Below are 26,697 nucleotides of genomic sequence, written 5' to 3' on the forward strand. Positions count from 1 at the left end.
TTGCGCGCGATCATGCAATGAGCGGCTTTGCGACATCGGGCGTCTCATAAGCCTCGTGGCCAGTCTTTTCAGTCCCTGTGCCGGTTTGCGGATTCAGCGCGGCAGGCTGCCGCTCAGGCAGCTGCGGCAGCGGTCAGCCCGCGAAGAATGTCGGCCTTGAGATCCTCGACATCCTCGAGCCCGATCTGCAGGCGGATGAGCGGGCCGTCATAGGGGCCTTTGGCGACGATGCGGTCGCCGAGGAAGACCGGCACGGCAAGGCTCTCATAGCCGCCCCAGGAATAGCCGAGGCCGAAGATCTTCAGCGCATCGAGGAATGCATGCTGCTGTTTCTGGCCGCCGCCCTTGAGCACGATGGAAAAGATGCCGCTCGAGCCGGAAAAATCGCGCTTCCACACGGCATGGTCGGGATGGCTGGGGAGCGCGGGGTGCAGCACGCGCGCAACGCCGGGTTGGCCTTCCAGCCAGGCGGCGATGGCAAGCGCGCTCTTCTGGTGGTGATCGAGCCGCACACCCATCGTGCGCAGGCCGCGCAGCACCTGGTAGACGTCGTCTGGGCCGGCGCAGCAGCCCATCGTGTAGAACGTCTCGCAAAGCTGCTTCCAGCAGTCGGCATTGGCCGACACCGTGCCCAGCAGCACGTCGGAATGGCCGGCCGGGTACTTTGTCGCCGCATGGATCGAGATATCGACGCCATGGTCGAGCGGGCGGAAATAGAGCGGCGTCGCCCAGGTATTGTCCATCATGACGATGGCGCCGGCCGCGTGCGCTGCCTTGGCGATGGCCGGGACGTCCTGCACCTCGAAGGTGTTTGAGGCCGGCGATTCCGTGAGCACGACCTTGGTGTTGGGCTTGATCAGCTTGGCGATGCCGGCGCCGGCATGCGGGTCGTAATACTCGACCTCGACGCCCAGCCGCTTCAGCATCGTGTCGGCGAAATTGCGCGTCGGGTGATAGACCGAATCGACGATCAGGACGTGATCGCCCGCCGAAAGGAAAGCCAGCAGTGGGATCGTCACCGCCGCCAAGCCCGACGGCACAATTATGGTGCCGGCCGAGCCTTCCAGCGCGTCGATCGCATGCGCCAGCGCGTCGGTGGTCGGCGTACCGCGCGTGCCGTAGGTATATTTCTGGCTGCGCGCCGCCATCGTCGTCGCGTTGGGGTAAAGCACGGTCGAGGCATGCACGACAGGCGGATTGACGAAGCCGAAATAGTCGTGCGGATTGTTGCCTGAATGGGCAAGCCGCGTGTTTATGCCTAGTTCGCTGCCGTCTGTCGTCATGGTTTGCCGCCTGTCAAAGGATGTCAGGAGATCAGCCATAAAGCGGTGGCAAAGCCCGCGCAACAGCCGTGGACCCGCCAAGCGGTGGGGTTTACATGGGCCAATCCATCGCGGTTCGCGCCTCCAACAAAGCATCGCTATAGTGACGGCGGAGTCTGTCGCGAGCTATAGACTTGTGCGGCTGCTTCTTTGACTGATTTGTTTGCACGGGTTGCCGATTTCCTGGTGCTCTTGTGCGCATTTCAGGCATTCGCGGCAATTGGTTTTCAAAGCTGTCGTGAATCGGTCATTTCCCTTGACCTCACAGGAATAATCGCCTTCGATGCAGTTCGTGAATGGGAGGGGCCGGGCGTCGGTTACGACGCGGGGTTCCGGGAATGAGCCGGATGGGAGCCGGGTTCACGCGGGAAAAAGATCAGGATTTGCCTGAGGATCAGGGTTTACCTGAAAAACAGAAAAGGGTCTGTGGGTTATGAAACACATTGCAATTGGCATTCTCGGCGCCGCTGCGCTTGGATGGATGGCTTCGGCTGCGTCGGCGACCACGCTCGATGACGTCAAGGCGAAGGGCTTCATCCAGTGCGGTGTCTCGACTGGTCTGGCCGGTTTCTCGGCGCCTGACGACAAGGGCGACTGGAAAGGCATCGATGCTGATTTCTGCCGCGCTGTCGCGGCTGCCGTCTTCGGCGACGGCACCAAGGTCAAGTTCACCCCGCTTAGCGCCAAGGAGCGCTTCACTGCGCTGCAGTCGGGCGAGATCGATATCCTGTCGCGCAACACCACCTGGACCATCAATCGCGATACGGCGCTCGGCCTGAACTTCATCGGCGTCACCTACTATGACGGCCAGGGCTTCATGATCAACGCCAAGAAGCTGCCGGGCGTCAATTCCGCGCTGCAGCTTTCGGGCGCGGCGGTCTGCGTGCAGAGCGGCACGACGACGGAGCTCAACCTCGCCGACTACTTCAAGGCGAACAAGATGGAGTACAATCCGGTCGTCTTCGAAAAGCTGGAAGAGGTCAACGCCGCCTATGACGCCGGCCGCTGCGACGTCTACACCACCGACCAGTCGGGTCTCTACGGCATCCGCCTGACGCTCAGTGCGCCAGCCGATCATGTCGTGCTGCCCGAGATCATCTCCAAGGAGCCGCTCGGTCCGGCAGTGCGCCAGGGTGACGACCAGTGGTACCACATCGTCAAGTGGACTTACTTCGCGCTGTTGCAGGCGGAGGAACTGGGCATCACGCAGGCCAATGTCGAGGAACTGAAGACCTCGGATAATCCGGAGATCAAGCGCGTGCTCGGTCAGGAAGCCGAAACCAAGATCGGCACCGACCTCGGCGTGAGCAATGACTGGGTCGTCAACATCGTCAAGGCCGTGGGCAATTACGGCGAGATGTTCGAGCGCAATGTCGGCACCGGCAGCCCGCTGAAGATCGCGCGCGGCATCAATGCGCTGTGGACCAAGGGCGGCCTTCAATACGCGCCACCGATCCGCTGATCGAAATGTGATCCGGAAGGCAGATCGTCTGCCTTCCGGTTTCTCTTTCCAGGGATGGTCCAATGGCGTCGCAGGAAGTTCTTCGCGAGGAGCCGAGCCGAGGTTCCTTCATCAACGATCCAAAAGTCCGCGGGATTTTTTTCCAGGCGGTGGTTGTCATCTTGCTGGTGGCGGGCGTCTGGTGGATCGTCCACAACGTTATCGAGAATCTGCAGCGCCTGCATATCGCTTCCGGGTTCAGCTTCCTGAAAAACCGCGCCGGGTTCGACATCCCAGTCAGGCCAATCGCTTATACCTCGGACTCGACCTATGGCGATGCCATCATTGTCGGGCTGATCAACACCATCATCGTCGCCGTTGCCGGCATCGTCACCGCGACCGTCATCGGCTTTGTCATCGGTATCGGCCGCTTGTCGCGAAACTGGCTGATTCGCAAGATTTGCACCGTTTATGTTGAGGTGTTCCGCAATATCCCGCCGCTGCTGGTGATTTTCTTCTGGTATTCAGGCGTGCTGGCGGTGCTGCCGGCGCCTCGCGACAGTTTCAATTTGCCGTTCGGCTCTTTCCTCAACCAGCGCGGTTTCTATTTTCCACGGGCGATCTGGGGCGAAGGTTCCTGGCTGATCTTCGTCGCTTTGCTTGTCGGCATCGCCATGGCGTGGTTCGTAGCCCGCACGGCGCGCCAGCGGCAAATGGCGACCGGCCAGCAATTCCCGGTGTTGTGGACTTCGCTGGCGCTGATCGTCGGCCTGCCATTGCTGGCCTACGCACTGAGCGGCTTTCCGCTGAGCTTCGATTTTCCCAAACAGTCGACCTTCAACCTGACCGGCGGCTTCCAGATCGGACCCGAGTTCCTGTCGCTCTATCTGGCGCTGTCATTCTACACGGCTTCCTTCATTGCCGAGATCGTGCGCGCAGGCATTCTCGGCGTCAGCAAGGGCCAGACCGAGGCCGCTGGCGCGCTTGGGCTGCGGCCGGGATCGATCCTGCGGCTTGTCGTCGTTCCTCAGGCCATGCGCATCGTCATCCCGCCGTTGACCAGTCAGTATCTCAATCTGACCAAGAACTCGTCGCTGGCCATCGCCATCGGCTACCCGGACCTGACGGCAATCGCCGGCACTGTGCTGAACCAGACCGGCCAGGCGGTCGAGGGCGTGCTGATCATGATGGTCGTCTACCTCATAATCAGCCTGGTGACCTCCACAGTCATGAATGTGGTCAACGCCAGGATGGCGCTGGTGGAGAGGTAAGGCCATGCAGGAACATGATACCTCCTGGGTACGCACCGAAATGGCACTGGCGCAACAGGCGCCGGCCGGAGTGCGGGGGCCTTTGGCATGGGTTCGCAAGAACCTGGTCGGTTCGGTGGGCGACGTCATCCTGACTGTACTGGCCATTGCGCTGGTGGTGATGATCGTGCCGCCCATCATCAACTGGGCCTTCATCAACGCCCAATGGGTGGGGCCGGATCGCACGGTATGCGCCACGGCAGCGCAAGGCGGCATCCAGCCGGACGGCTGGTCCGGCGCCTGCTGGGCCTTCGTCAACGCCAAGTTCGGTCAGTTGATGCTTGGCCGTTATCCGATCGAAGAACGCTGGCGGCCGATCCTGGTCGCCATCCTGTTCGTGGCGCTGCTGGTGCCGCTGCTGATCCCACGCGTGCCGCGCAAGGGATTGAACGCCATTCTTCTGTTCCTGGTGCTGCCGATCGTCGCCTTCGTGCTGCTGGTTGGCGGTATGTTTGGCCTGCCCCATGTCGAGACGCAGCTGTGGGGTGGGTTGCTGGTGACGCTCAGCCTGTCCTTTGTCGGTATTGCCGTGTCGCTGCCGATGGGGATCGTGCTGGCGCTCGGCCGACGCTCCAAGATGCCGATCGTCAAGACGCTGTGCGTGATCTTCATCGAGTTCGTTCGCGGCATCCCGCTGATCACAGTTCTATTCTTCGCCAGCGTCATGCTGCCGCTGTTCCTGCCTGCGGGCGTTTCCTTCGACAAGTACCTGAGGGCGTTGATCGGTGTGTCGTTGTTTGCCGCTGCCTACATGGCCGAAGTGATACGCGGTGGTCTGCAGGCGATCCCCAAGGGTCAGTACGAGGGCGCGGATTCACTTGGCCTAGGCTACTGGCAGAAGATGACGCTGATCGTACTGCCGCAAGCGCTGAAGCTGGTCATTCCCGGCATCGTCAACACCTTCATAGGCATGTTCAAGGACACCAGCCTGGTGATCATCATCTCGATGTTCGACCTGCTTGGCGTCGTCAAGCAGAACTTCGCGGACGCCAATTGGGCGACGCCGCAGACCGCGAGATCTGGCCTCATCTTCGCTGCCTTCGTCTTCTGGCTGTTCTGCTTCGGCATGTCGCGTTATTCGATGTACACGGAACGCCGGCTCGACACCGGCCACAAACGCTAAAAACAAAAAGGGGAACCTGCCATGGCCATAGAAAACGCCGTCAGCGCCGAAGAGATCAAGGTCGACGCCAAGAAGATGCACATCTCGGCCACCGATGTCGCCATCGACATCATCGGCATGCACAAATGGTATGGCGAGTTCCATGTGCTGAAGGACATCAACCTGAAGGTGATGCGCGGCGAGCGCATCGTCATCTGCGGTCCCTCGGGCTCCGGCAAGTCGACCATGATCCGCTGCATCAACCGGCTGGAGGAACACCAGAAGGGAAAGATCATCGTCGACGGCAAGGAACTGACCAACGATCTCAAAAAGATCGACGAGGTGCGCCGCGAGGTCGGCATGGTGTTCCAGCACTTCAACCTGTTTCCGCACCTGACCATCCTCGAGAACTGCACGCTGGCGCCGATCTGGGTGCGCAAGACGCCGAAGAAGCAGGCCGAGGAAATCGCCATGCACTTCCTCAAGCGCGTGAAAATCCCGGAGCAGGCCAACAAATATCCGGGCCAGCTGTCGGGCGGCCAGCAGCAGCGCGTGGCGATCGCGCGTTCGCTTTGCATGAACCCGCGCATCATGCTGTTCGACGAGCCGACCTCGGCGCTTGATCCCGAAATGATCAAGGAAGTGCTGGAGACGATGGTGGGCCTTGCCGAGGAAGGCATGACCATGCTGTGCGTCACCCACGAAATGGGCTTTGCCCGCAAGGTCGCCAACCGGGTGATCTTCATGGATCAGGGCCAGATCGTCGAACAGAACACGCCGGCCGAGTTCTTCGACCATCCGCGCCATGAGCGCACGAAGCTCTTCTTGTCACAGATCCTGCACTGAGCATTTTCATCCAAACCAAAGAGCCCGGCCGCAATGCGGCCGGGCTTTTTTGCTATCTGGGCCGGACGATGACGTCGGGAAACAGCAAAGCCGCCGCCGCATGAGAAAAGCCCTGCGTTTCCTGGCCTTGCTGGTTGTCGCGGTCGTGCTTGCTGCAACACTCGGCACTTTGGTGCCGCGCCCGCTCTGGCCGGCGGCCGCTGCGGGTGAGGGCACGCGCCACATTCTGGTGCTGAAGAACCCGATCCACACCGACATCGCCATTCCCGTCGATGATGCCGTGCGCCAGCGTTTTCGTTTTCTGGTCGATGCCAGCATCCCTGCGGACGCTCCCGAGGTGCGCTACATCGTCTTTGGCTGGGGTGGCCGCGCCTTCTATCTGGAGACGCCGAGCTGGTCTGAGCTGAAAGCAGTGCCGGTGCTCAAAGCGCTGACCTTGGATGCCTCGGTCATGCATGTCGATATCGCGGGCGCCATCGCCGAACCGCACCCTGATGTCGCCGGCTTCGACATTGATGAGAAGCGTTTTGCGGCACTGCTCGATTACATCGACGCGAGTTTCCAGCAAGGACCGAACGGTCCGATCGTCATCGAGAACGCAGCCTATTCCAGCTTTGACCGCTTCTACGAGGCGAACGGCCATTTCAACGCGCTGGTCGGCTGCAACACCTGGACGGCTGCGGGTCTGCGCACCGCCGGCCTTCGCACCGGCTGGTGGAACCCGCTACCGGCCTCGCTCGGCCTGTCGATGCGGTTGTATAACTAGCTGAAAACGATAGGCATCCCGGCGACGTCTAGCGCCGGATGGTTTTCTGCGGCTCCCAGCCGTAGAGCCAGTCGAGATCGGCCGCGAGCTTTTCGGGCGAGCGCATGGACAGGAACAGGTTGCGGGCGGCAGCCACCGGCCCCCAGGCATGCCAGGCCAGGCGGTTGACGGCGCCGCGACGTGCGGCTTTGGCGACCCGTGGCCGCCGCAGGTTTTCCCAGATCTGAAGACTTCCCGCTAGATCGGCGGGGAAATCGGCGATGACAGCGGCGAGCGTGAACGCATCTTCGATCGCCATGGCCGCACCTTGTGCCGCAAACGGCGTCATTGCATGCGCGGCGTCGCCGATCAGGGCGATGCCTTGCGGGCTCGTCCACCGCGTTCGTTCGACGGTGTGGATCGGAAACGCCGTCCAGGGGCCGGCCAGCGCCACAAGCCTCGCCAGGCCCGGCGTTGTGCCGCGCGTGGCGCCGTCGAGAACAGCTGGGTCGGCACGGCCCGACCAGCTCTCCGCAATACGCTCGCCCTTGGTGAAGGCGGCGAGATTGAAGGCGCGACCTTCGCTGACGGGATAGGCGACCATGTGGAAGCCGGGATGCAAGAACGTGGTGACGCAGTCGGCGGCGGCGATGGCGGCAAAGGCTTCTCCGGCGGCACCCTCGGCCGCGACCGTGGCCCGCCAAGCGAGTTCGCCCGAGAAGCGGCTTTTGCCGAAAGCCGGTTCCTTGCTCGTAAGCTGCGCCCGGACCGACGACCAGACGCCGTCGGCGCCGACCAGCAGCCGGCCGCGTGCCTCGATCGCGCGGCCATCCACCTCGGCGGTCACGGCAACATCTTGCGCGTTGACGGCGATACCTGTGACCCGCGCGCCGGTGACGAGCTCAACCCCAGGCTGTTCTGCGACTTGCGCCAGCAGTGCCGCCTGCAGATCGGCGCGGTGGGCAACAAGATACGGCGCCTGCCAGCGCGCTTCGGCCGCTTGCCCAAGTGGCACCCGCGCCAGTTCGCGCAGCGTCGCCGCGTCCTTTAGCACCACCGCTTCCGGCCGCAAGGCCGCCGGCAGCAGCCGGTCGAGCACGCCGAGTTTTCGAAGAATGCGTGTTGCGTTGGGCGAAAGCTGGATGCCGGCGCCGGCCGCTTCGAGGTGCGACGCCTGTTCCAACAGTTTTATCGGATACCCGCGTTCGGCGAAGGCGAGGGCTGCCGTCAACCCGGCGACGCCGGCCCCGGCGATTATGACCTGCCGGGACCTGACGTCTTCCATCGGGCTTTGCCGCGGAAGATCAGGCGGCCTGGTCGATATAGAGGCAGCCGGGCGGCTGGGTGTCCGTCGCCTTCAGCTTCGCCGAATAGCGGTAGAGCGTCGAGCAATAGGGGCAGACCTTTTCATTGTCGTCGCCCATGTCGAGAAACACGTGGGGATGATCGAAAGGTGGGTTGGCACCGGTGCACATGAATTCCCTGACACCGATGTCGATCGCCGGATGGCCGGCATCGTTCTGGAAATGGGGAATGGAACCGCCTGCCATCATCGTCTCCTTAACGCAGTCTCGTCTGCATCTGGATCATAACAGCTCTGTTTGCAAGATCGATGAAATGAAACTGTCGCAAAAGGCTGGCAGAGGATAAGTTGAGCCGGTTAAGCGCATGACCCCGGAAGCCGAGCGATTCCGCGACGGATCACGCGTCACAAATTGATGTTAGAGCGTCCGTGGCCATCTCGGCATATGCGGTGCTCCAAAAGGAACGGTTGCGGGCAGGAAACCATGAATGAACTGAAGCCGGTGCAGAGCGAATTCATCAATGTCGAGGTGGCGAGCCCCGAGGGCGGCAATCCCGACCGTTTCGTCAACCGCGAATTCTCCTGGCTGCAGTTCAACCGGCGCGTTCTCGAGGAATCGCAGAACGAGCACCACCCGCTGCTCGAACGTGTCCGTTTCCTGTCTATCTCGGCCGCCAATCTCGATGAATTCTTCATGGTCCGCGTCGCTGGTCTTGCCGGCCAGGTGCGCGAAGGCATCGCGCTCAAGAGCCCCGACGGGCGCACGCCCGAGCAGCAACTCGAACAGCTTTTGCGCGAGGTCGAGCGGCTGCAGGAGGACCAGCAGAACAGCCTGTCGGCGCTGATGCTGCTGCTCAACAAGGAAGGTATTGAGAGCATCACCCGCGATGCACTGACCAAGGATGAGAAGGTCTGGCTGGAGGACCATTTCCAGGACCAGGTATTCCCGGTGCTGACCCCGCTGTCGATCGACCCGGCGCATCCCTTCCCGTTCATTCCCAATCTCGGCTTCTCGATGGCGCTGCAATTGCGCCATCGCAAGAATGGCGAGGAGATGAGCGCGCTTCTGCGCCTGCCGGTGGCGCTGAAGCGCTTCATCCGCCTGCCCGACCGCAAGCAGCATGTCCGCTTCATCCCGCTCGAGGAAGCGGTCGGCCTCTATATCGGCAAGCTGTTCCCCGGCTATGAGGTCAAGGGCTCCGGCACCTTCCGCATCATCCGGGACAGCGATATCGAGGTCGAGGAGGAGTCCGAGGACCTCGTGCGCCTGTTCGAGACGGCGCTGAAGCGCCGCCGCCGCGGTTCGGTCATCCGCATCGAATTCGACAAGTTGATGCCCGGCGAGTTGCGCGATTTCGTTGCCGGCGAGCTTGGCGTCTCTTCGAGCCGCATCAGCGTTTTGACCGGCCCGCTGGCGCTTAGCCAGATTTCCGAGGTCGTCGCCGTGCCGCGCGACGACCTCAAGTTCAGGCCCTACAATCCGCGCTTTCCCGAGCGCATCCGCGAGCATGGCGGCGATTGTTTTGCCGCCATCCGCGAGAAGGACATCGTCGTCCACCACCCCTACGAATCCTTCGACGTGGTGGTGCAGTTCCTGCGCCAGGCGATGGCCGACCCGGAAGTGGTGGCGATCAAGCAGACACTCTATCGCACCTCCAACGACAGCCCGATCGTGCGCGCGCTGGTCGATGCCGCAGAGGCCGGCAAGTCGGTGACCGCCCTGGTTGAGCTCAAGGCGCGCTTCGACGAGGAAGCCAACATCCGCTGGGCGCGCGATCTCGAGCGCGCCGGCGTTCAGGTCGTGTTCGGCTTCCTCGAACTGAAGACGCACGCGAAAATGTCGCTGGTAGTGCGGCGGGAAGACGGCAAGCTGCGCAACTATGTGCATCTGGGCACCGGCAACTATCATCCGGTCACCGCGCGCATCTACACCGACCTGTCCTTCTTCACCACCGATCCGACGATTGCCCGCGACGTCGCCCAGCTGTTCAACTTCATCACCGGTTATGCCGAGCCGACCGACGAGATGCGGATTGCGATCTCGCCGTTTACGCTGCGCAGCCGCATCCTGAAGCACATTGCCGATGAGATCGCCTATGCCCTGGCTGGCCGGCCGGCGCGCATCTGGATGAAGATGAATGCGCTCGTCGATCCCAACATCATCGACGCGCTCTATGACGCCAGCCGCGCCGGCGTCGAGGTCGACCTCGTCGTGCGCGGCATCTGCTGCCTGCGGCCGCAGGTGCCGGGCCTGTCGGAAAACATCAGGGTCAAGTCGATCGTCGGCCGTTTCCTCGAACACAGCCGCATCTACTGCTTCGGCAACGGCCATGGCCTGCCCTCAGACGAGGCGATCGTCTACATCTCCTCGGCCGACCTGATGCCGCGCAATCTCGACCGCCGTGTCGAGACCATGGTGCCGATCACCAATCCAACTGTGCATGAACAGATACTTGGCCAGATCATGCTGGGCAACATCATGGACAACCAGCAAAGTTTCGACGTATTGGCTGACGGAACCTCCCGGCGCGTGGTGCTGGAGGAGGGTGAGGAACCGTTCAACGCGCAGGAATATTTCATGACCAATCCTAGCCTGTCCGGACGTGGCGATGCGCTGAAGTCGCATGCGCCCAAGCGCATCGCGCAGTTCAAGCGCCGCAAGAAAAACGCTGCAGCGTCCGGCTGATGATTGCAACTTCCCAGGGCCGGCTTCAGGATCGCCGACCGCTGTCCGTCATCGACATCGGCTCGAACTCGATCCGCCTTGTCATCTATGAAGGCCTGGCGCGTTCGCCGACCACGCTGTTCAACGAAAAGATGCTGGCCGGCCTCGGCCGCGGCATCGTTTCGACCGGCAAGCTCGATCCCGAGGCGGTAACGCGCTCGATGGAGGAGTTTCGGCGATTCCGCGCCCTTTCGGATCAAGTCGACGCCGAGCATATATATGTGCTGGCCACCGCCGCCGCTCGCGAGGCGGTCAACGGCCCCGACTTCATTCACCGCGCCGAAGACGTGCTCAAGACCGAGATCCGGGTGCTGAGCGGCCGCCAGGAAGCCCACTATTCGGCGCTCGGTGTCATTTCCGGCTTCCACCCGGCCAACGGCATTGCCGGCGACCTTGGCGGCGGCAGCCTGGAACTGATCGACGTCAGCGGTGAGGCGATCGGCGACGGCATCACGCTGCCGCTCGGCGGCCTGCGCCTGCAGGACATGGCGAAGAACTCGCTTGCCCAGGCGGCAAAGATCACGCGCGAGGAACTGGCGCGGGCGAAGCTCTTGAAGGGCGGGCAGGGCAGGGCCTTCTATGCGGTCGGCGGCACCTGGCGAAATCTCGCCCGGCTGCACATGGAAATGAGCAACTATCCGCTCGGTGTCATGCACCACTACGAAATCAGCGCCGACAGTGCGGCGAACTTCCTCAAACAGGTCGCGAAAGCCGAGATCGAGAAGGTCAGGGGTATCGAAGGCGTTTCCAAGAACCGCCGCTCGTTGCTGCCCTATGGCGCCATCGTGCTCCAGGAAATCATGGCGGCAATGCAGCCGTCGAAGATCATCGTCTCGGCGCTCGGCGTGCGCGAGGGCTTTCTCTATTCGCTGCTGGGTGCGGCCGAGCAGAAGGCCGATCCGCTGATCTCGGCTTCGGAGGAGTTGGCCCAGCTGCGCTCGCGCTCGGTCACCCATGCCCATGAGCTTGTCGAATGGACGGGCAGGGCCTTTGCCGCTTTCGGCATCGACGAGACCGAGGACGAGGCGCGTTATCGCCATGCCGCGTGCCTGCTGGCCGATATCGGCTGGCGCGCGCACCCGGAATATCGCGGCAAGCAGTCGCTCAACATCATCGCCCACGCCTCCTTCATCGGCGTAGACCATCCCGGTCGCGCCTTCCTGGCGCTGGTCGGCCTGTTCCGCCACGAGGGTGTGTTCAACGAGGCAGCGCCGGAAATCCGCGGGCTGGCGACGCCGCGCTATCTGGAGCGGGCTCGCACCTTGGCGGCGATGCTGCGCGTCGTCTACCTGCTGACCGCGGCAATGCCTGGCGTCATGCCGCGGCTGAAATGGGAAAGCCGCCCCAATGGCGCGCTAGCCTTGGTGCTGCCGGCATCACTCTCTGATCTTTATGGCGAGCGACCGGCCGGTCGCCTGGCGCAACTGGCACGGATCACCAACCGCCGGCTGGTGCTGGCAGTCGAGGGCGGACCGAGCGTGTCGGTGAAGTAAGCTTCAGGCGCGGCCAGCAGCCATTCGTCCGTCGATCGACCAGGCGCCGGCACCAGCCATGGCCAGCGCCAGGAAGCCGCCGGCGATGGCTATATCCTTCATCAGCATCTGCTGGTGCATAAAGGCGAGCATTGGATCGTCGCCGCCCTGGCCGTAATGGCCGATTGAACCCGCGACGATGCAGAAAGCGGCAAGCAGCAGCGCGACCAGCGGTGTCTGAAAGCCGACCAGGATCAAGAGGCCGGCGATCAGTTCGAACAAGCCCGTGCCCCAGGCGGCCAGCGCCGGCAGTGGCAGGCCGAGGCCGGAGAAGTAGCCGGTCGTGCCGGCAATGTCGGCAAGCGCGTGGTAGCCGGAAGGAACGAACAGGGCGGCGAGCAGCAGCCTGGAAAGCAGAAGCAATACGTCGCGGGGCATGCCGTACCTCCGATGCCGAAGGGCAGGGCCGGGTGGCTCTGTCCCTCCTCCGTACGTCCCGATCCTAGCAGAAATGCAGGTAATTCGGGATGCGTGGCTAGACAGATAACGAAAAAGCGGCGCGGAAAATTCCGCGCCGCCTTCTTGTTCCAGCTATTTCGAGACGGCTCAGCCGCGCTTGGCGTCGATCGAATAGGCGCCGGCGCCCGAGGAGGCCAGCACGAGGAAACCGCCAGTAATGGCGAGGTTCTTGAGGAAGTTGATCATCTGCATCTGATCGGCCCAGTTCATATGGGCAACCAGACCGGTGGCTACGGTGAAGATGGCCAGCACCCAGGCGACGATCCGCGTCTGGAAGCCGACGAGGATGGCGAGACCACCGACGAGTTCGATGAGGCCGACGACAATGGCCGTCACGGTCGGCAGCGGCAGGCCGAGGCTGCCGAAGTAGCCAGCGGTGCCGGCAATCGCGGTGAGCTTGCCGAAGCCGGAAAGCAGGAAGATGGCGGCGAGCAGGACGCGGCCGAGCAGGATGGTGGTGGAGCTGTTGGACGCGGTGCCGGCGCCTGCGGTGGAAGAGCTGATGGTCATGGCGGTACTCCAGATAGGGTTGAATGACCCATCATGTAGAGTAAGCCGACTGTTCACCAAAGCCGTCTATCGGGCGACACATTGTTCACAGTTCGCACATTTTGGTGATCGGGCTGCGGACGCGAAATTCATGTCGGGCAATGGCGAAGCGGGAGCAAATTCTCCCGCCACCAAATCCCTGGCTTCTGGCGACGCAGTTCCACAAGGGGAAGCGCTACGCACTTCCCCCGGAATCGCCTATCCTGGATGGGTCATGTCCTCCGGCCGCACCAGCCGGTCGTAATCGGCCTCGCTGACCAGCCCGGTCGCCAGCGCTTCCTCGCGCAAGGTGGTGCCTTTCTTGTGCGCGGTCTTCGCGATCCTGGCGGCATTGTCGTAGCCGATGGTCGGCGCCAGCGCCGTCACCAGCATAAGAGAGCGGTTGAGTGCCGCCTTGATGTTGTCCTCGCGCGCCTCGATGCCGACGACGCAATTGTCGGTGAAGGAGATCGAGGCGTCAGCGAGCAATTGCACCGACTGCAGGAAATTGTAGGCCATCAGCGGGTTGTAGACGTTGAGCTCGAAATGGCCCTGGCTGCCGGCGAAGGTCAGCGAGGCGTTGTTGCCGAAGACCTGCACGCAGACCTGCGTCATCGCCTCGCACTGGGTCGGGTTGACCTTGCCCGGCATGATCGAGGAGCCCGGCTCGTTTTCCGGCAGCGACAGTTCGCCGAGGCCCGAGCGCGGGCCGGATCCGAGGAAGCGGATGTCGTTGGCGATCTTGAAGAGTGCTGCGGCGGCCGCGTTGATCGCGCCATGCGAGAACACCATGGAATCGTGGGCTGCAAGTGCTTCGAACTTGTTCGGCGCGGTCACGAAGGCGATGCCGGTGATGGCGGCGATGCGGTCGGCCACCTTTTCGGCAAAGCCGACCGGCGCATTGAGACCGGTGCCGACTGCGGTGCCGCCCTGCGCCAACTCCTGCAAGCCGGGCAGGGTCATCTCGATGCGCTTGATCGAGGATGCCACCTGCGCGGCGTAGCCCGAAAATTCCTGACCCAGCGTGAGGGGAGTCGCGTCCTGCGTGTGGGTGCGGCCGATCTTGATGATATGGTTGAAGGCGCGGGCCTTGGCGTCGAGCGCCTTGTGCAAGTGATGCAGCGCCGGGATCAAATCGTGCACGATCCGCTCGGCGCAGGCGATATGCATGGCGGTCGGATAGGTATCGTTCGACGACTGGCTCATATTGACGTGGTCGTTGGGATGCACCGGCTTCTTCGAGCCCATGACGCCGCCCAGAAGTTCGATCGCCCGGTTGGAGATCACCTCATTGGCGTTCATGTTGGACTGCGTGCCCGAGCCCGTCTGCCAGACGACCAGCGGGAAATGGTCGTTGAGTTTGCCGTCGATGACCTCTTGCGCGGCCTCGATGATGGCTTTGCCGACCGAGGGATCGAGCCGCTTCAGCTCCATATTGGCTTCCGCAGCCGCCCGCTTGACGATGCCCAGCGCGCGCACGATCGAGGCCGGCTGCTTTTCCCAGCCGATCTTGAAATTGCCGAGGGAACGCTGCGCCTGCGCGCCCCAATAACGGTCGGCGGCAACCTCGATGGGGCCGAACGTGTCGGTTTCGGTTCTGGTCTTGGCAGCGGTCACGGGTCTCTCCGACGATCGAATTCGGCAACGGCGTATCGCGTTGCACAATGGCCTTCAAGCAGAGAATGCGGTGGTTAAGGATGCAAATCGGTTAGATGGCCGCAGGCAAACACCGGTTGAGGGTTTTGCCTCGTCAACGCGGAACCTTTTTCTGCCAGCGGCGCAACTTTGTCCTGAAGTAAGACATGCGGCCGAAGGGAAGCGTTCGCCGCCCGGATGGCCGGCTTTTCCGTTGTTCCAGCCGCTGGTGCAACAGGCTCATCAGCCTGCACAAGACGGGCGTTTCCAGCATCTGCATGCGTTTGACGAGGTGGTCGGGCAATGGCTTTGCGCGCCAGGCAAAGTAGGCCTCGTAATCCTGCGGCGTCTCGATCAGGTGGTGGAGATAGGCTGCAAGATCACCGGCGCTGGCGAAGGCACTGGCGTCGACATAAGAGTGCGTCGGCACGAACTCATCTACATTCGGCGCACCGAGGTAGATCGGCACCGTGCCGGCCATGAAGGCGTCATAGATTTTTTCCGTGACATAGTCGGTCTCGATCGCGTTCTCCATGGCGAAGCAGAATCTGTGCCGCGCGATGGTCTCTATCTTGGTTTTCGGGCCGAGATCGGGGCCCGCGACCGACCGATTGTTGAGGTAGCGGCCATAGGAATCGATCTGGATGTAGCGCGTCAGTTCGGTCGCCAGATCGACCCGTCTGCTGGAATTCGTGCCGGCCGACTGGAAGAGCGCGACCGACGCTGCCTTCGTCTTCGGCATGATCGGTCTGGCCAGCGTGTCCTTCCACCAACTGGCGGGCGGCAGATAGGGCGTCCAGACATCGGATCGCGTTTCATGCGTCATGTGATGTCGAAGTGCCGCGTGAACTCCGGATCGGCGGTGCGCCTGTAGTTCTGGCCGCATTCCATCGACCAGGCCACCCAATACTGGCCGGGATATTTGTAGGCATCGCCGATTTCGCGAAAGTCCGGAAGATGACGACTGCCGCTGCCTCGGAAATCCGGCTTTTGTCCGTTGTCCAGCGGCCGGGCAGCTCACACCTTATCGATGCTGTGTCGACAGGCTTGCCGAACACGGTAGAGTAGAACAGAACCAGTGGATCGTTTGGCGGCATGGCACCACGAATGTCGCAAACATTGCTCGATCTTCAGACAGACGTCGGATTGGGGCTTTGGTCAAGCGTCGCGGGTTGAGGAGAGCCGAACATCAGCCGGCCGTATAGCCGCCGTCTACGGCAAAAATGCCACCGCTGGTCCAGGCCGCCTCGTCGCTGGCGAGGTAGACCGCGATGCCGGCAAGGTCATTGGTCTGGCCGATACGGCCGAGCGGGTAGCTGCGCTGGACATAGGTCTTGAGCTCCGCCTGCGCCGCAGCCGACAGGTTTTCGATCGACTTGCGCCGCATGGCGGTGTCGACCGTGCCGGGCGCGATCGCATTGACCCTGATGCCGTGCGGTCCGAGCTCGAAGGCCAACGATTTGGTCAGCGAATTCAGCGCGCCCTTGGACAGGGAATACAGGCTAGACGGCCGGTTCGGGATCATCTTGTTGGCGAAGTAGGACGAGATGTTGATGACCGACGTGCTCGCCCCGAAATGCGGCAGCAGCCGCTGCGTGAGGAAGAACGCCGCCGTTACATTGAGCGCGAAGGATTGCTGGAACTGGTCTTCGGTGACGGTCTCGAACGACACGAGATAGGCGACGCCGGCATTGTTGACGAGGATGTCGAGCGGCCGTTCGGATTGCTGCACATGCGCGACGACGGCATCAATACCAGCGCTGGTGGCGAGGTTGGCCGACAGCGTTTCGATCGTGGCGCCACCGATGGCCGTCGCGGCAAGCGCGTTTCGCGCCGTCTCCAGCCTGCCGGTATCGCGACCGACGATCAGTACATCGGCGCCTTCACGCGCAAACGCCTCCGAGATCGCCAAACCAATCCCGTCCGAACCGCCGGTGACCAGCGCCCGCTTGCCAGAAAGTCTCATCGAAGGCCAAGTCTCATGGAAGGCCAAGTCTCATCGAACGATCCCGCTGGTCACGCCGCCCGCTCCGGCACAGCACCGCATGCCGGCCGCCGCAGTCAAGCCATCAGCCTATCACACAGTATGAACTTCGGCTGGCTGCGTGCCGATCCATTACCGGAGCAGCGATTGCGACGTCGGCGAGAGGCGCAAGGTTTCGGTCCGCCTGGTCATATCGACCGCTTGGCGAAACGCTTGCCACCGTGGCGAAGCCGCAAGCGCTGCTTCCTGGCGGGCATGCGCTTCGATACTGTCGAAACCTCTGACGACGATGAAGACATTTTCGCCCAGGCGCACGGGCAGGCGGGGAAAGCTGTTTTCGGTGTGTTCGGTGATGAAGGCGCCGAGCAATCTTCCGCCGGCGGTGGTAAGGATCGGAACGACATCCGTTTCGAAGCTGCCGGCGAATTCGGCCTCGGCGCCAGGCCGCAGATGATGAATCTGGATGACAACGATGCCGCTCAAGCGATTGTCCGCGCTTGGCTTTCCATTATCGAGCCGAGCGCCTCGCTGGGAGCCCGACAGGTCGAACCCGGCGCCTGGCCATGCCGGCTTCAAGAGCAGCACATCGTCGGAATCGATCATCGTCGCATTGGCGGCATCGCGGTGCGACGCCCACACCGGCCCGTCATAGAACGCGGTGAGCGCCTCCTTCCGCGCGGCCATGTCGTCAAAACCGCGCAGCCAGACGAACATCTCGGGCCGGTCGAGGTCGCGAAACTGGCCGATGATGGTCATCCCGGAATCTTCCTGGCCTTCGATGAACCGACTGTCGAAGATGTCGATCAGCGTCTCGCGCCGGCCGGGTTTCAGCGTGTATTGCCGCAACTCGACGACCGGTGAGGCGCGCAGACTGGCTGTTGCAGGCACATTAAGGGGCACGGTCATGGTGTCGTCTCCAAAACAGGATGATCATCCGGTTTATAAAACAGACCGGTTGTCCTGTTTTGTCAATCTGCTATCGTTCGCAAATGTCAGCAGAGATTGCTCAGGTCCCAAAAGGGCCACCGCGAAAACGCACCAACGATCCCGAAGGCCTGCGCAGCAAGGTGCTCGATGTCGCCGAAGCGTCGTTCCAGGCGCGCGGCTATCACGCCTCCGCCCTTGGCGAACTGATGGCTACCGCCGGTGTCACCGGCGGCGCGCTGCATCACCACTTTCCGACCAAGAAGGCGCTCGCCTTGGCGGTGATCGAGGAGCGGGTGGCTGCCGCCCTCGACGAGACCTGGATCACGCCCGTACGGGCGGCGGGTTCGGCGCGCGAAGGCGTGCGCGCGGTGTTCGAAGCGGTGGCGGCTGAGCTGGAGCAGCAAGGTTTCGTGCACGGCTGCCCGCTCAACAATCTTGCACATGAATTGTCGCTCGCCGATCCGGATTTCCGCCTCGCTTTGGCCGGTATCTTTGCAGCGTGGCGTCAGGCGATCGCCGACAAGGTGCGCGCCGACCAGCAGGCGGGAAGAGAGCGGGGCACTGATCCCGAGCGCTTTGCGGCACTCGCCATCGCTGCCTATTCCGGCGCGATGTCGATGGCCAAGACGTCGCAGGATGCGAGCGTGTTGCGCGATTGCCTGGCCGAGCTTGAGGCCAGCCCAACGCCGCCATTCCCCGGCGCACCGAAGCGACGTCGCAGGATTCTCCGGCGGCCGGGAAAACCTTGAGGCCAGTCCAGCGCTGTCCTAGTTGGAAAGCGGTTTGATCGTCTCGTAGCCGTTCACCGATTCCGTGCTGGTGCCTTCGTCGTAGCGCCGGGCGAGAGTCGCTTGCAGATCGGGTGCATAGAGCGCGGTGAATGTGTCCAGCGTCTCGCCGGCTCCGTTCTTGAACGTCTCCTTGACGGCCAGTACGTTGTATTTGCAGCCGCCGACGCTGAAGGTCTCCTTGCCCTTGACGACCAGGCTCAGCGTCTTGGTGCTCTTCGGCTGCTTGTTCGGCGACAGCTCGACGAATTCAATCGTGCTCTTTGCTCCCGTCTTCAGCGGAAACAGTTTTCGCAGATCGGAAAACGGGATCGTCGCCACCCGTCCGGTATCGCTGTCGCGAAACACTTCGACCAGGCCGGCGAAGAGGAACTGTGTCTGCGGCGATTGCGATTGGTAGGTGTTGGCGACGGAGATCATGCCGCCGGCCGCCGGCCGAAACTCGCTGCGGATGCCGGGCATTTCCAGCACGAAGCCGGCCTTGGCCGATTTTGCGTCGATGCAATCGGCGGCATGCACCACACCCGCCGGCAGCAAGCCAGCCAGCACCATGCCTATCGAAGCAACTTTCATGACATCCTCCTCTGCCCGCGCACTGAGCACCGGAGCGGAAAAAATGCCAGAGCTACAATGCTATGTCGACCTGCTACGCGTGGCAACTGGACGGCAGGGCGCCGGCTGTGCTGAAACTCAGACCATGAATCGCATCTCGACCCGGCGCAATTTCCTCGCACAGGCAGCCGGCCTAGCCATGGCTGGCCTGTTGCCGCGCGCCGCTATCGGCCAGACCGGAAAGCGCATCCAGCCGATCGACGCCACCTTCCTGTTCATCGCCGATGTCCATGCCTGTCGCATGGCGAGCGGCCTCAGTCCCAATTGCCAGCAGGAAGGCAAGACCGACGCCGCGCTGTTGCGCAATGTCGCGGCTCTCAATGGCTTGGCCGACCGGCAATGGCCGGCCGAGATCGACGGCGTTGCCATTGGCTTGCGTTCGGCCGGCAGGCGCATCGGTGCACCCTTCGGCCTAGTCGTCGGCGGCGACATCACCGACGATGGCGGCGGCCAGATCACCGAGCCAAGCGAGGGTACGCAGCTCTTGCAGTTCAGCCAGCGCTATCAACAGGGCGTCGGCCCCGACCGCGTGCACATGCCGGTCTATGTCGGGCTCGGCAATCACGATCTGGACCAGAACGGCTCGCCACCGCATGTCGACTGGTACCGGCGTGAGCTGCGCGACTATGTCGAGGTCAACCACCGCCCGGGCGTGTTCTTCAAGCCGCCGGTGCCGGCCACCGAATACGATGTCGACACCGACTGTTATTCCTGGGACTGGGGTGGCCTGCATCTCATCCAGACGCATCGCTTTGCCGGCGACACCGGCCATGGCGCGGTGAGCAGCCTGCCGTGGCTGAAGCAGGATCTGGCGACCTACGCCGCCGACGGCCGTCCGGTCATCCTGTTCCAGCACTATGGCTGGGACACATTTTCGGTCGAACGCTGGGATCCCGCCAAGCGCACGTTTGACGATGACGGCTCAGGCGCGCCGCATTGGTGGAGCGAGGCCGACCGGCAGGCATTGCTGGCGGCGCTGAGGGGCTACAATGTCATTGCCATCTTCCATGGCCACCAGCATGAAGTGCCGATGATCTACAACAGCGACGGTCTCGACCTGTTCAAGCCGAAGGCGGCCTATATGGGTGGCTTCGCGCTGGCGAGGGTAACCAGCGAGGCCATGGACGTGGTGCTGGGCGAGGCCACCGGTGACCATGGCGAGGTCAAGTTCACCAATGCCTTCAGCAAGAAGCTGACCTTCTGACTCGCAAGAAAAAGGCGGCCTCAGCCGCCTTCTTGTTGCCTGCAAGGGCGCGGATCAGAGCGCCTTGTTGACCTTGTCCTTCACGTCGCCATAAGCCTTCTGCACCTTGCCGACGATCTTGTCGGCCGTGCCTTCGGCCTCGGTTTGCCTGTTGCCGGTCGCCCTGCCGGCAGCCTGCTTGACCGAGCCTTTGACCTGTTTGGCCACGCCAGCGACCTGATCCTTGTTCACCATCTTTGCATCTCCTGGAATTTCATTTGCAGGAGGCAAACGGCCAGGCGTGGCTTAGGTTCCCTGTGCAGCCGGTCATCGTCGCATTGGTCGCTTATATGGTCGCCGAAACGCTTTGCCGCCGTCTCATCGTGTGGCTAGTGTGACGAAAATTTTGGGGAGACCGTCTTGGCCGAATTCACGCTCATCATCGCCAACAAGTGTTTTTCGTCGTGGTCGCTGAGGCCATGGGTAGCGATGAAGCATCTGGAGATCCCGTTCGAGGAAGGTTTTGTGCGCCTGCGCACGCCCGAGACCTTTGCCAATCTGGCGAAAGTGTCGCCAACCGGCCTCGTGCCGATCCTGAATCACAATGGCAGGATCGTCTGGGAAACCCTTGCCATTCTTGAATATCTGGCCGACCTGTTTCCGGAGAAAAAGCTCTGGCCGCAGGATATCGGCGCCCGGGCCTTGGCCCGCTCGGTGGCGACCGAGATGCATTCCGGCTTTCGTGAGGTGCGCTATGGCTGGCCGATGAATTTGCGCCGGCCAAAGGGACATAAGCCGCTCGACGCTGAAGGCGAACTCCAGCGGGCGCGGATCGAAACGATCTGGCGCCAGTGCCGCGAACAATATGGCAAGGGCGGTCCGTTCCTGTTCGGCCACTTCACCGCGGCCGATGCCATGTACGCGCCGGTCGTCACCCGATTCGACACCTATGGCGGCGAACTGGCGCCGGATACACGCGCCTATGTCGATGCCGTGCTGGCTACGCCGGCAATGCGGCACTGGTATGCCGAAGCGGCGAAGGAGACATGGCCGGAACCCCGCCCGGACGAGTAGGTCGACTTGACGATATCCCGAGAGCAATTCCGCATCACCCGCCGCCCGGTGCCGGTGCAAGCAAACTCTGTCCGGCCGCCGGCGATCGCGATGATCCGGGAGAGTTCTAAGACAGGCGGTCGAACGCAGGCGAAAAAGCCCGGCACATACAAGAACGCCTCTCGCACCGTTTAATGTGCGGGAGGCGTCCTTTTGCCAGCATTCTTGAGATTTCTCTCGAAATTGCTGACACCATAAAAATGCGCCGGCTTGGAATTGGTTCCAAGCCCGATGCATTTTTTTTTACGCTCGCCTTCCGCGGCGGCAGCTGGCCAGTTGAGGCCTCATGCGCCCGGCATCCCCAGGTTGAATTCGATCTGCGGGAAAACCAGAAATTGACTCGGCATCAAAAGACGTCTACAAGGAATACGTCGATATTTGTTTGACCGACTTTTGTTATCCGCGCACGCATGCGCGCCTTTGACGAACTTCCCCATCAAAAATCGAGACAAACTCTGTTGTGCAGTCGCACAATGGCGAACGAATATTTGCCAGGGAAAGGGTTCTTCATGGCCACCGGCACAGTGAAATGGTTCAACGCCACCAAAGGTTTTGGTTTTATTCAGCCTGACGACGGCTCCGCCGACGTTTTCGTCCACATCTCGGCCGTAGAGCGCGCCGGCATGCGTGACATCGTCGAGGGCCAGAAGCTCGGCTACGAGATGACCCGCGACAACAAGTCGGGCAAGATGTCCGCCGATCAGTTGAAGGCGGCCTGATACGAAATCGGCCTTCCGGTGACCACGGATGTACTGGCACTGACGAAAGGCTGAGAGGAGTGCCTTGCGCGCCCAACTGGATGCGCGGCGCTTTCCATGGAAGGTCAGGCGGTGCCTGGCCTTTTTCATTTTGCGCATCGTGCCGCGAAAAGTGCGCTGCACGCCGGCCGGAACGTGCTAAGGGACGCTCCAGCAATCTGAACCGCCCGTATTGCCCGATGCCGTATTGCTTTGGTTATGTCCGAAGACCGGTCTCGCTCTATCGGCACCAGGCTCCCGACAGGAGAAAGTTTTGACCACTCAATCGAAGACCGCCGACCAGGCCGTGTCGCTGTTCAGCAAGACGCAAACCCAGTCGATGTCGCTCAACCGCATCCTGTCCGAGCGTGATGCCGTCAGCGAGGCGCGCGAAGCCAAGACCGCGCGCTTGCGCGAACTGCGCAAGGAAAAGGAAGCCGACGAGATGGCAGCGGCGGCCGCCCTTGCGGCGTTGCCGAAGCGGTCAGGCAAACGCTGATGGCTACCAAGCGCGTACCGCCTACACCGATCGATGCCGATTCGACCATTGCGTCCATGGTCGAAGGCCTGGACAAGCCGGTCGAATATGTCCGCCGCGTGCTGGAAAAGCTTGAGCGCTGCAAGCGCGCGCATGGCGATGCCCAGGTGCGCGTCGGCGTGCGCGGCCGCGCCGAGGCCCCAAACTACCTGATCGAATATGTCCGTGAGGACAAGAAGACCCAGGAGCGGATGACCTACCAGGATGCCGCCTATAGCGGCAGCACGCATCGCGAGCTGGCGCCGCATCACATCGCCGAGGCGAGGAACTGGTCGCCCGAGGAAATGAACATCACGGCGGTCTCGGCGCTGATCGGCCGCTTGCGCAATCCGCGCGCACCATCATCGCGTTTTTCCGACGAGGATTGACATGGCCATAAAGTTTTCCGCCAAAGACCAGCCGGCAGCACCGGCAGCCGCTGCAAAGCCGGCCAAGCCCGCTGCCGCGCCGAAGGCCGCTGAACCGTCCGCGACCGATCTGTTCGAGGCGCCGGCCGCCACACCATCGCGCAAGGCGGGCAAGAAGAAATAGCGCCTTGCCACGAGATGCCGGTTATCCCTCGATCGCGCCCGCCGGCCTGGCTGACGCTCCGGACGTTTTGTCCGGCGATAAAGAAGCCGGAGCAGTCGCAATTTTCGACTGCCAGAGCTGTGGCGCCTGCTGCTCCTATTCGGCCGAATGGCCGCGCTTTTCGACCGAGGACGATGCGCAGCTCGATCGGATTCCGGAAAAGTTCGTAGCGGCCAACCTGTCCGGCATGCGTTGCGAGGGCGTGCGCTGTACGGCGCTGACCGGCGAGGTCGGCAAGCACACGGCTTGCGGCATTTACGAGATCCGCCCCGACGTCTGCCGCGCCTGCATGCCCGGCGGCGACGATTGCCTGATGGCGCGCAAGGCGCACGGGATGGCGCTAACCGATCTCCCCCCTTGAGGGGGAGATGGCCGCGAAGCGGCCAGAGGGGGTCGTCTCGCTTAGAGCGCTGACGTCTTCTCATCGCGCAGGGGACGCTGGCACTTCGTGCGAGACGACCCCCTCTGTCGCCTTCGGCGACATCTCCCCCACGAGGGGGGAGATTACCCTCACCGCCGCTTGCCTCACCTCACATCACCCGATAGCTTCCGCCAGCGGGCAGGGCGTTGGAGGATCCATGAGCATCGAATTCCTGTTGACGTCGCTGATCGTCGTGGCTTCGCCCGGCACCGGCGTTCTCTACACGCTGAGCGCCGGGCTTTCGCGCGGGGTGCGCGCCTCGATCATTGCCGCTTTCGGCTGCACGCTCGGCATCATCCCGCATATGGCCGCCGCCATCACCGGTCTGGCGGCGCTGCTGCACACAAGTGCTGTCGCCTTCGAGACCCTGAAGTATCTTGGCGTCGCCTATCTCCTCTACATGGCCTGGAATACGCTGAAGGAGAAGGGCGGCTTGAGCGTCGATGAAAGCGTAGCACCCCGCTCGGCAGCCAAGGTCATCACCTCCGGCATCCTGATCAACATCCTCAACCCGAAACTGTCGATCTTCTTCTTTGCCTTCCTGCCGCAATTCGTCAGCACCACCGAACCGAACGCATTCGCCAAGATGCTCGAACTCTCGAGCGTCTTCATGCTGCTGACCTTCGTCGTCTTCGTCGGTTACGGCATCTTCGCCGCCTCGATCCGCAGCCACGTCGTGTCGCGGCCGATGGTGCTGACCTGGATGCGCCGCACGTTCGCCGGCGCCTTCGTCATGCTCGGCGCCAAGCTGGCGCTGGCTGACAGGTAGAACTGCCAGCCCCCTCGGCCTAAAGCTCCTTGGCGCCTTTGACGGTTTTCTGTCTCAAGCTTTCATCGCATCGACAACCGCGCGCAGTCCGGCCGACATGTTCCGGCGGCTGGGATAGTAGAGATGGAACCAATCTTCGGGAGGACACCATTCGTCAAGGCAGCGCACCAGCCTGCCGTCGACTATGTCACGCTGGGCGCGGTTCTCCCAGACATAGGCCAGCGCGACACCCGATAGCGCCGCATGTACCATCAAGTCATGGTCGTCGAGCGAAATCGGGCCACTCGGGTAGAAGGCGATGGCCTCGCCCTCCAGCTCGAATTCCCAGGCGTAGCGCATGCCGTTTGGATACATGTTCTGCACGCAGACATGGTCACCGAGATCGCGCGGCGTGATTGGGATGTCGCGGTTGCGGAAATAGTTTGGCGAGCCGATTACGGCGAAGCGCATTCGCGGCTTGATCTTTACGGCGATCATGCCGTCCCCCAGGCTTTCACCAAGCCGGATGCCGGCGTCGAAACCCTCCTCGACGATATCGACCAGCCTGTCGGTGGCCACGATTTCGACTTCGAGATTGGGGTTATCCGTGATGAGCGGGCCGATAATGTGCCCCAGCACGAAAGGCGCGATGGAATTCGGGACGTTGATGCGGACCTTGCCAAAGGGCGTGTCGCGGAATTGGTTCAGTGCGTCGAGCGCCGCGCCGATATCCCCAAACGCCGGCGCTAGCCGGGCCTGCAACATCGCCCCCGCATCGGTCAGCGACACGCTGCGCGTCGTGCGGTTGAGCAGACGGATACCAACGCGCTCCTCAAGATTGCTCACGGCATGGCTGATCGCCGACGCGGTCACGCCACGCTCTTCGGCCGCACGGCGAAAACTGCTGTGCCGTGCCACCGCATCGAAGGCGGCTAGTTCGGAGAGGTCGGTTGTGCGCATTGATGATTGTCACTCAGGAGTGTCAAAAGGATTACCACTCTAATAGAAGCAATCGAATTGCGCCATCTTCTCCGGGTCGCCGCAGGAACCACTGAGCGGCCCAAGGTCCAAAGGAGAGACAAATGGCTGACTTCCCGATCCCCGCCAAAAACACAGCTTCGGTTTTTGCCAATATGCGCGGCCATCACGTGGCGCTGCGGGTCACCGACTATGAGATTGCCAAGAGCTGGTATGTCGACAAGCTCGACTTCCGTGTGGTTCACGAATGGCCGTTCGCCGACGAGAAACTCGCCTATCTTGCGCCGGCCAATGACGATCATTTCATGATCGAACTGCTGGGCGGCGGCGATCCGCTGCCGATCGATGCGCCGGCCTACAAGGATCTCGGCGATAGCCTGCGCTATTCCGGATACCACCATTTCTGCATGAATGTCGCCGACATTGAAGGCACCGTTGCCGAACTGCGCGAGCGCGGCGTCACCATCGTCACCGAGCCGTTCAAGCTCGATTACATCAGCCGCAAGCTGGCCTTCTTCGCCGATCCCTTCGGCAATCTGATTGAACTCGCTGAGATCGTCTGAAGCACACCGCAACGAAAAAGGGCGGCATCGCTGCCGCCCTTTCCGTATGCATAAGCCAGATAGGCTGGATTAGAAATCCATGCCGCCACTCAAGCCCGCTTGCGGGCTTGAGCAACTTTAGCTCATGGGCGCGCTTTATGGATTTCTTAGAAATCCATGCCGCCCATGCCGCCCATGCCGCCGCCGCCCATGCCGCCAGGCATGCCGCCGCCAGCCGACTCCTTCTTCGGAGCCTCCGCGATCATGGCTTCGGTGGTGACGAGCAGGCCGGCGACCGAGGCCGCGTCCTGGAGAGCCGTGCGAACGACCTTGACCGGATCGACGATGCCCATGGCGATCATGTCGCCATACTCGCCGGTCTGGGCGTTGTAGCCGAAGGTCGCGCCCTTGTTGTCAAGGATCTTGCCGGCAACGATCGAAGCTTCAGCACCCGCGTTCGAAGCGATCTGGCGGGCCGGAGCCTGCAGCGCACGACGAACGATATTGATGCCGGCAGCCTGGTCGGCATTGACGCCGTTGGCCTTGATGTTGGCCGAAGCGCGCAGCAGGGCGACGCCGCCGCCTGCAACGATGCCTTCTTCCACGGC

Annotated in this window: 31 protein-coding genes; 18 read left to right on the forward strand and 13 right to left on the reverse strand. The window is 62.2% G+C overall.

Annotated elements, in window-relative coordinates; translation table 11 throughout:
- Window positions 1-113 precede the first annotated feature (113 nt).
- Complete coding sequence (locus ACWTU9_RS19640; protein ID WP_455859701.1) at window positions 114-1,283, reverse strand: cystathionine beta-lyase; 1,170 nt, start codon at window positions 1,281-1,283, stop codon at window positions 114-116.
- Window positions 1,284-1,472: 189 nt separating this feature from the next.
- On the opposite strand from ACWTU9_RS19640, the gene ACWTU9_RS19645 reads away from it, so the two are divergent.
- From ACWTU9_RS19645 to ACWTU9_RS19670, 6 genes are all read left to right on the forward strand, one after another.
- Window positions 1,473-1,664 (forward strand): hypothetical protein, encoded by a 192-nt coding sequence (locus ACWTU9_RS19645; protein WP_455859702.1) that lies wholly within the window; start codon window positions 1,473-1,475, stop codon window positions 1,662-1,664.
- A gap of 91 nt (window positions 1,665-1,755) precedes the next feature.
- Window positions 1,756-2,784, forward strand: coding sequence for an amino acid ABC transporter substrate-binding protein (locus ACWTU9_RS19650; protein WP_352590233.1), 1,029 nt, complete (start codon window positions 1,756-1,758; stop codon window positions 2,782-2,784).
- A gap of 62 nt (window positions 2,785-2,846) precedes the next feature.
- A complete protein-coding gene (locus ACWTU9_RS19655; RefSeq protein WP_455859703.1) occupies window positions 2,847-4,034 on the forward strand; it encodes an amino acid ABC transporter permease in 1,188 nt (395 codons plus the stop codon).
- A 4-nt stretch (window positions 4,035-4,038) separates the two neighbouring features.
- Complete coding sequence (locus ACWTU9_RS19660; RefSeq protein WP_352590239.1) at window positions 4,039-5,196, forward strand: amino acid ABC transporter permease; 1,158 nt, start codon at window positions 4,039-4,041, stop codon at window positions 5,194-5,196.
- Window positions 5,197-5,217: 21 nt separating this feature from the next.
- A complete protein-coding gene (locus ACWTU9_RS19665; RefSeq protein WP_454577905.1) occupies window positions 5,218-6,021 on the forward strand; it encodes an amino acid ABC transporter ATP-binding protein in 804 nt (267 codons plus the stop codon).
- 100 nt (window positions 6,022-6,121) lie between these two features.
- Complete coding sequence (locus tag ACWTU9_RS19670) at window positions 6,122-6,787, forward strand: TIGR02117 family protein (RefSeq protein WP_455859704.1); 666 nt, start codon at window positions 6,122-6,124, stop codon at window positions 6,785-6,787.
- Window positions 6,788-6,815: 28 nt separating this feature from the next.
- On the opposite strand, the gene ACWTU9_RS19675 is transcribed toward ACWTU9_RS19670, so the two are convergent.
- The gene (locus ACWTU9_RS19675) at window positions 6,816-8,051 is read right to left on the reverse strand and encodes an FAD-dependent monooxygenase (protein WP_455859705.1); all 1,236 of its coding nucleotides are present in this window, start codon (window positions 8,049-8,051) and stop codon (window positions 6,816-6,818) included.
- A gap of 19 nt (window positions 8,052-8,070) precedes the next feature.
- Window positions 8,071-8,316 carry a zinc-finger domain-containing protein gene (locus ACWTU9_RS19680; protein ID WP_455859706.1) on the reverse strand — a complete coding sequence of 82 codons (246 nt, stop codon included), beginning with the start codon at window positions 8,314-8,316 and terminating at the stop codon, window positions 8,071-8,073.
- Between the two features lie 237 nt (window positions 8,317-8,553).
- On the opposite strand from ACWTU9_RS19680, the gene ACWTU9_RS19685 reads away from it, so the two are divergent.
- Both ACWTU9_RS19685 and ppx read left to right on the forward strand, forming a co-directional pair.
- On the forward strand, window positions 8,554-10,755 hold the full coding sequence (locus ACWTU9_RS19685; protein ID WP_455859707.1) for an RNA degradosome polyphosphate kinase: 2,202 nt from the start codon (window positions 8,554-8,556) through the stop codon (window positions 10,753-10,755).
- Window positions 10,755-12,287, forward strand: coding sequence for an exopolyphosphatase (ppx, locus tag ACWTU9_RS19690; protein WP_455859708.1), 1,533 nt, complete (start codon window positions 10,755-10,757; stop codon window positions 12,285-12,287). Before ACWTU9_RS19685 ends, ppx begins: the two co-directional genes overlap by 1 nt.
- Window positions 12,288-12,290: 3 nt before the next feature.
- Here ppx and ACWTU9_RS19695 read toward each other — a convergent pair whose 3' ends face one another.
- The 6 genes from ACWTU9_RS19695 to ACWTU9_RS19720 form a co-directional block, all read right to left on the reverse strand.
- Window positions 12,291-12,704: a DoxX family protein gene (locus tag ACWTU9_RS19695; RefSeq protein ID WP_455859709.1), complete on the reverse strand. Its 414-nt coding sequence runs from the start codon at window positions 12,702-12,704 to the stop codon at window positions 12,291-12,293.
- A gap of 168 nt (window positions 12,705-12,872) precedes the next feature.
- A complete protein-coding gene (locus ACWTU9_RS19700) occupies window positions 12,873-13,295 on the reverse strand; it encodes a DoxX family protein (RefSeq protein WP_454588812.1) in 423 nt (140 codons plus the stop codon).
- A gap of 237 nt (window positions 13,296-13,532) precedes the next feature.
- Window positions 13,533-14,930, reverse strand: coding sequence for a class II fumarate hydratase (fumC, locus tag ACWTU9_RS19705; protein WP_455859710.1), 1,398 nt, complete (start codon window positions 14,928-14,930; stop codon window positions 13,533-13,535).
- Between the two features lie 133 nt (window positions 14,931-15,063).
- A complete protein-coding gene (locus ACWTU9_RS19710) occupies window positions 15,064-15,774 on the reverse strand; it encodes a glycosyltransferase family 10 domain-containing protein (protein WP_455859711.1) in 711 nt (236 codons plus the stop codon).
- Window positions 15,775-16,137: 363 nt separating this feature from the next.
- On the reverse strand, window positions 16,138-16,914 hold the full coding sequence (locus tag ACWTU9_RS19715) for an SDR family NAD(P)-dependent oxidoreductase (protein WP_455859712.1): 777 nt from the start codon (window positions 16,912-16,914) through the stop codon (window positions 16,138-16,140).
- A gap of 150 nt (window positions 16,915-17,064) precedes the next feature.
- Window positions 17,065-17,838, reverse strand: a complete 774-nt coding sequence (locus ACWTU9_RS19720) for an NIPSNAP family protein (RefSeq protein ID WP_455859713.1) — start codon at window positions 17,836-17,838, stop codon at window positions 17,065-17,067.
- Between the two features lie 83 nt (window positions 17,839-17,921).
- On the opposite strand from ACWTU9_RS19720, the gene ACWTU9_RS19725 reads away from it, so the two are divergent.
- Window positions 17,922-18,608, forward strand: coding sequence for a TetR/AcrR family transcriptional regulator (locus ACWTU9_RS19725; protein ID WP_455859714.1), 687 nt, complete (start codon window positions 17,922-17,924; stop codon window positions 18,606-18,608).
- Between the two features lie 18 nt (window positions 18,609-18,626).
- On the opposite strand, the gene ACWTU9_RS19730 is transcribed toward ACWTU9_RS19725, so the two are convergent.
- A complete protein-coding gene (locus ACWTU9_RS19730; RefSeq protein WP_455859715.1) occupies window positions 18,627-19,220 on the reverse strand; it encodes a hypothetical protein in 594 nt (197 codons plus the stop codon).
- 124 nt (window positions 19,221-19,344) lie between these two features.
- On the opposite strand from ACWTU9_RS19730, the gene ACWTU9_RS19735 reads away from it, so the two are divergent.
- A complete protein-coding gene (locus ACWTU9_RS19735; RefSeq protein WP_455859734.1) occupies window positions 19,345-20,463 on the forward strand; it encodes a metallophosphoesterase in 1,119 nt (372 codons plus the stop codon).
- 54 nt (window positions 20,464-20,517) lie between these two features.
- Here ACWTU9_RS19735 and ACWTU9_RS19740 read toward each other — a convergent pair whose 3' ends face one another.
- The gene (locus tag ACWTU9_RS19740) at window positions 20,518-20,697 is read right to left on the reverse strand and encodes a CsbD family protein (RefSeq protein ID WP_455859716.1); all 180 of its coding nucleotides are present in this window, start codon (window positions 20,695-20,697) and stop codon (window positions 20,518-20,520) included.
- A 165-nt stretch (window positions 20,698-20,862) separates the two neighbouring features.
- On the opposite strand from ACWTU9_RS19740, the gene ACWTU9_RS19745 reads away from it, so the two are divergent.
- The 7 genes from ACWTU9_RS19745 (at window position 20,863) to ACWTU9_RS19775 (ending at window position 24,590) form a co-directional block, all read left to right on the forward strand.
- Entirely contained in the window at window positions 20,863-21,516 is a 654-nt protein-coding gene (locus tag ACWTU9_RS19745) for a glutathione S-transferase family protein (protein ID WP_455859717.1), read from the forward strand.
- Between the two features lie 548 nt (window positions 21,517-22,064).
- Window positions 22,065-22,274, forward strand: coding sequence for a cold-shock protein (locus tag ACWTU9_RS19750; protein ID WP_023671502.1), 210 nt, complete (start codon window positions 22,065-22,067; stop codon window positions 22,272-22,274).
- 292 nt (window positions 22,275-22,566) lie between these two features.
- Complete coding sequence (locus tag ACWTU9_RS19755; protein ID WP_455859718.1) at window positions 22,567-22,791, forward strand: hypothetical protein; 225 nt, start codon at window positions 22,567-22,569, stop codon at window positions 22,789-22,791.
- Complete coding sequence (locus ACWTU9_RS19760) at window positions 22,791-23,198, forward strand: hypothetical protein (RefSeq protein ID WP_455859719.1); 408 nt, start codon at window positions 22,791-22,793, stop codon at window positions 23,196-23,198. The genes ACWTU9_RS19755 and ACWTU9_RS19760 overlap by 1 nt, the downstream gene beginning before the upstream one ends.
- 1 nt (window position 23,199) lies before the next feature.
- A complete protein-coding gene (locus ACWTU9_RS19765) occupies window positions 23,200-23,361 on the forward strand; it encodes a hypothetical protein (protein ID WP_455859720.1) in 162 nt (53 codons plus the stop codon).
- Between the two features lie 46 nt (window positions 23,362-23,407).
- Window positions 23,408-23,761: a YkgJ family cysteine cluster protein gene (locus tag ACWTU9_RS19770; protein WP_455859735.1), complete on the forward strand. Its 354-nt coding sequence runs from the start codon at window positions 23,408-23,410 to the stop codon at window positions 23,759-23,761.
- Between the two features lie 217 nt (window positions 23,762-23,978).
- Window positions 23,979-24,590 (forward strand): LysE family translocator, encoded by a 612-nt coding sequence (locus ACWTU9_RS19775; protein WP_454577886.1) that lies wholly within the window; start codon window positions 23,979-23,981, stop codon window positions 24,588-24,590.
- A gap of 54 nt (window positions 24,591-24,644) precedes the next feature.
- Here the strand turns inward: ACWTU9_RS19775 and ACWTU9_RS19780 are convergent, their stop codons facing one another.
- Window positions 24,645-25,529 carry a LysR family transcriptional regulator gene (locus ACWTU9_RS19780; RefSeq protein WP_455859721.1) on the reverse strand — a complete coding sequence of 295 codons (885 nt, stop codon included), beginning with the start codon at window positions 25,527-25,529 and terminating at the stop codon, window positions 24,645-24,647.
- A gap of 122 nt (window positions 25,530-25,651) precedes the next feature.
- Here ACWTU9_RS19780 and ACWTU9_RS19785 point away from each other — a divergent pair, with 122 nt between their 5' ends.
- Complete coding sequence (locus tag ACWTU9_RS19785) at window positions 25,652-26,110, forward strand: VOC family protein (RefSeq protein WP_455859722.1); 459 nt, start codon at window positions 25,652-25,654, stop codon at window positions 26,108-26,110.
- A gap of 146 nt (window positions 26,111-26,256) precedes the next feature.
- Here the strand turns inward: ACWTU9_RS19785 and ACWTU9_RS19790 are convergent.
- Window positions 26,257-26,697 (reverse strand): TCP-1/cpn60 chaperonin family protein (locus ACWTU9_RS19790; protein WP_455859723.1); only part of this gene is annotated, 441 nt, incomplete at its 5' end.

This window comes from Mesorhizobium sp. 128a (assembly GCF_053848025.1).

Excerpts from the sequence above, each read along its gene's own strand:
- ACWTU9_RS19700 (WP_454588812.1), bottom strand. The coding sequence starts at position 13,295 with ATGACCATCAGCTCTTCCACCGCAGGCGCCGGCACCGCGTCCAACAGC.
- ACWTU9_RS19780 (WP_455859721.1), bottom strand. The coding sequence starts at position 25,529 with ATGCGCACAACCGACCTCTCCGAACTAGCCGCCTTCGATGCGGTGGCA.
- ACWTU9_RS19655 (WP_455859703.1), top strand. The coding sequence starts at position 2,847 with ATGGCGTCGCAGGAAGTTCTTCGCGAGGAGCCGAGCCGAGGTTCCTTC.
- ACWTU9_RS19735 (WP_455859734.1), top strand. The coding sequence starts at position 19,345 with ATGAATCGCATCTCGACCCGGCGCAATTTCCTCGCACAGGCAGCCGGC.
- ACWTU9_RS19765 (WP_455859720.1), top strand. The coding sequence starts at position 23,200 with ATGGCCATAAAGTTTTCCGCCAAAGACCAGCCGGCAGCACCGGCAGCC.
- ACWTU9_RS19660 (WP_352590239.1), top strand. The coding sequence starts at position 4,039 with ATGCAGGAACATGATACCTCCTGGGTACGCACCGAAATGGCACTGGCG.
- ppx (WP_455859708.1), top strand. The coding sequence starts at position 10,755 with ATGATTGCAACTTCCCAGGGCCGGCTTCAGGATCGCCGACCGCTGTCC.
- ACWTU9_RS19750 (WP_023671502.1), top strand. The coding sequence starts at position 22,065 with ATGGCCACCGGCACAGTGAAATGGTTCAACGCCACCAAAGGTTTTGGT.
- ACWTU9_RS19675 (WP_455859705.1), bottom strand. The coding sequence starts at position 8,051 with ATGGAAGACGTCAGGTCCCGGCAGGTCATAATCGCCGGGGCCGGCGTC.
- ACWTU9_RS19670 (WP_455859704.1), top strand. The coding sequence starts at position 6,122 with ATGAGAAAAGCCCTGCGTTTCCTGGCCTTGCTGGTTGTCGCGGTCGTG.
- ACWTU9_RS19730 (WP_455859715.1), bottom strand. The coding sequence starts at position 19,220 with ATGAAAGTTGCTTCGATAGGCATGGTGCTGGCTGGCTTGCTGCCGGCG.
- ACWTU9_RS19640 (WP_455859701.1), bottom strand. The coding sequence starts at position 1,283 with ATGACGACAGACGGCAGCGAACTAGGCATAAACACGCGGCTTGCCCAT.
- ACWTU9_RS19695 (WP_455859709.1), bottom strand. The coding sequence starts at position 12,704 with ATGCCCCGCGACGTATTGCTTCTGCTTTCCAGGCTGCTGCTCGCCGCC.
- ACWTU9_RS19715 (WP_455859712.1), bottom strand. The coding sequence starts at position 16,914 with ATGAGACTTTCTGGCAAGCGGGCGCTGGTCACCGGCGGTTCGGACGGG.
- ACWTU9_RS19740 (WP_455859716.1), bottom strand. The coding sequence starts at position 20,697 with ATGGTGAACAAGGATCAGGTCGCTGGCGTGGCCAAACAGGTCAAAGGC.
- ACWTU9_RS19680 (WP_455859706.1), bottom strand. The coding sequence starts at position 8,316 with ATGGCAGGCGGTTCCATTCCCCATTTCCAGAACGATGCCGGCCATCCG.
- ACWTU9_RS19785 (WP_455859722.1), top strand. The coding sequence starts at position 25,652 with ATGGCTGACTTCCCGATCCCCGCCAAAAACACAGCTTCGGTTTTTGCC.
- ACWTU9_RS19760 (WP_455859719.1), top strand. The coding sequence starts at position 22,791 with ATGGCTACCAAGCGCGTACCGCCTACACCGATCGATGCCGATTCGACC.
- ACWTU9_RS19720 (WP_455859713.1), bottom strand. The coding sequence starts at position 17,838 with ATGACCGTGCCCCTTAATGTGCCTGCAACAGCCAGTCTGCGCGCCTCA.
- ACWTU9_RS19665 (WP_454577905.1), top strand. The coding sequence starts at position 5,218 with ATGGCCATAGAAAACGCCGTCAGCGCCGAAGAGATCAAGGTCGACGCC.
- ACWTU9_RS19775 (WP_454577886.1), top strand. The coding sequence starts at position 23,979 with ATGAGCATCGAATTCCTGTTGACGTCGCTGATCGTCGTGGCTTCGCCC.
- ACWTU9_RS19725 (WP_455859714.1), top strand. The coding sequence starts at position 17,922 with ATGTCAGCAGAGATTGCTCAGGTCCCAAAAGGGCCACCGCGAAAACGC.
- ACWTU9_RS19650 (WP_352590233.1), top strand. The coding sequence starts at position 1,756 with ATGAAACACATTGCAATTGGCATTCTCGGCGCCGCTGCGCTTGGATGG.
- ACWTU9_RS19710 (WP_455859711.1), bottom strand. The coding sequence starts at position 15,774 with ATGACGCATGAAACGCGATCCGATGTCTGGACGCCCTATCTGCCGCCC.
- ACWTU9_RS19685 (WP_455859707.1), top strand. The coding sequence starts at position 8,554 with ATGAATGAACTGAAGCCGGTGCAGAGCGAATTCATCAATGTCGAGGTG.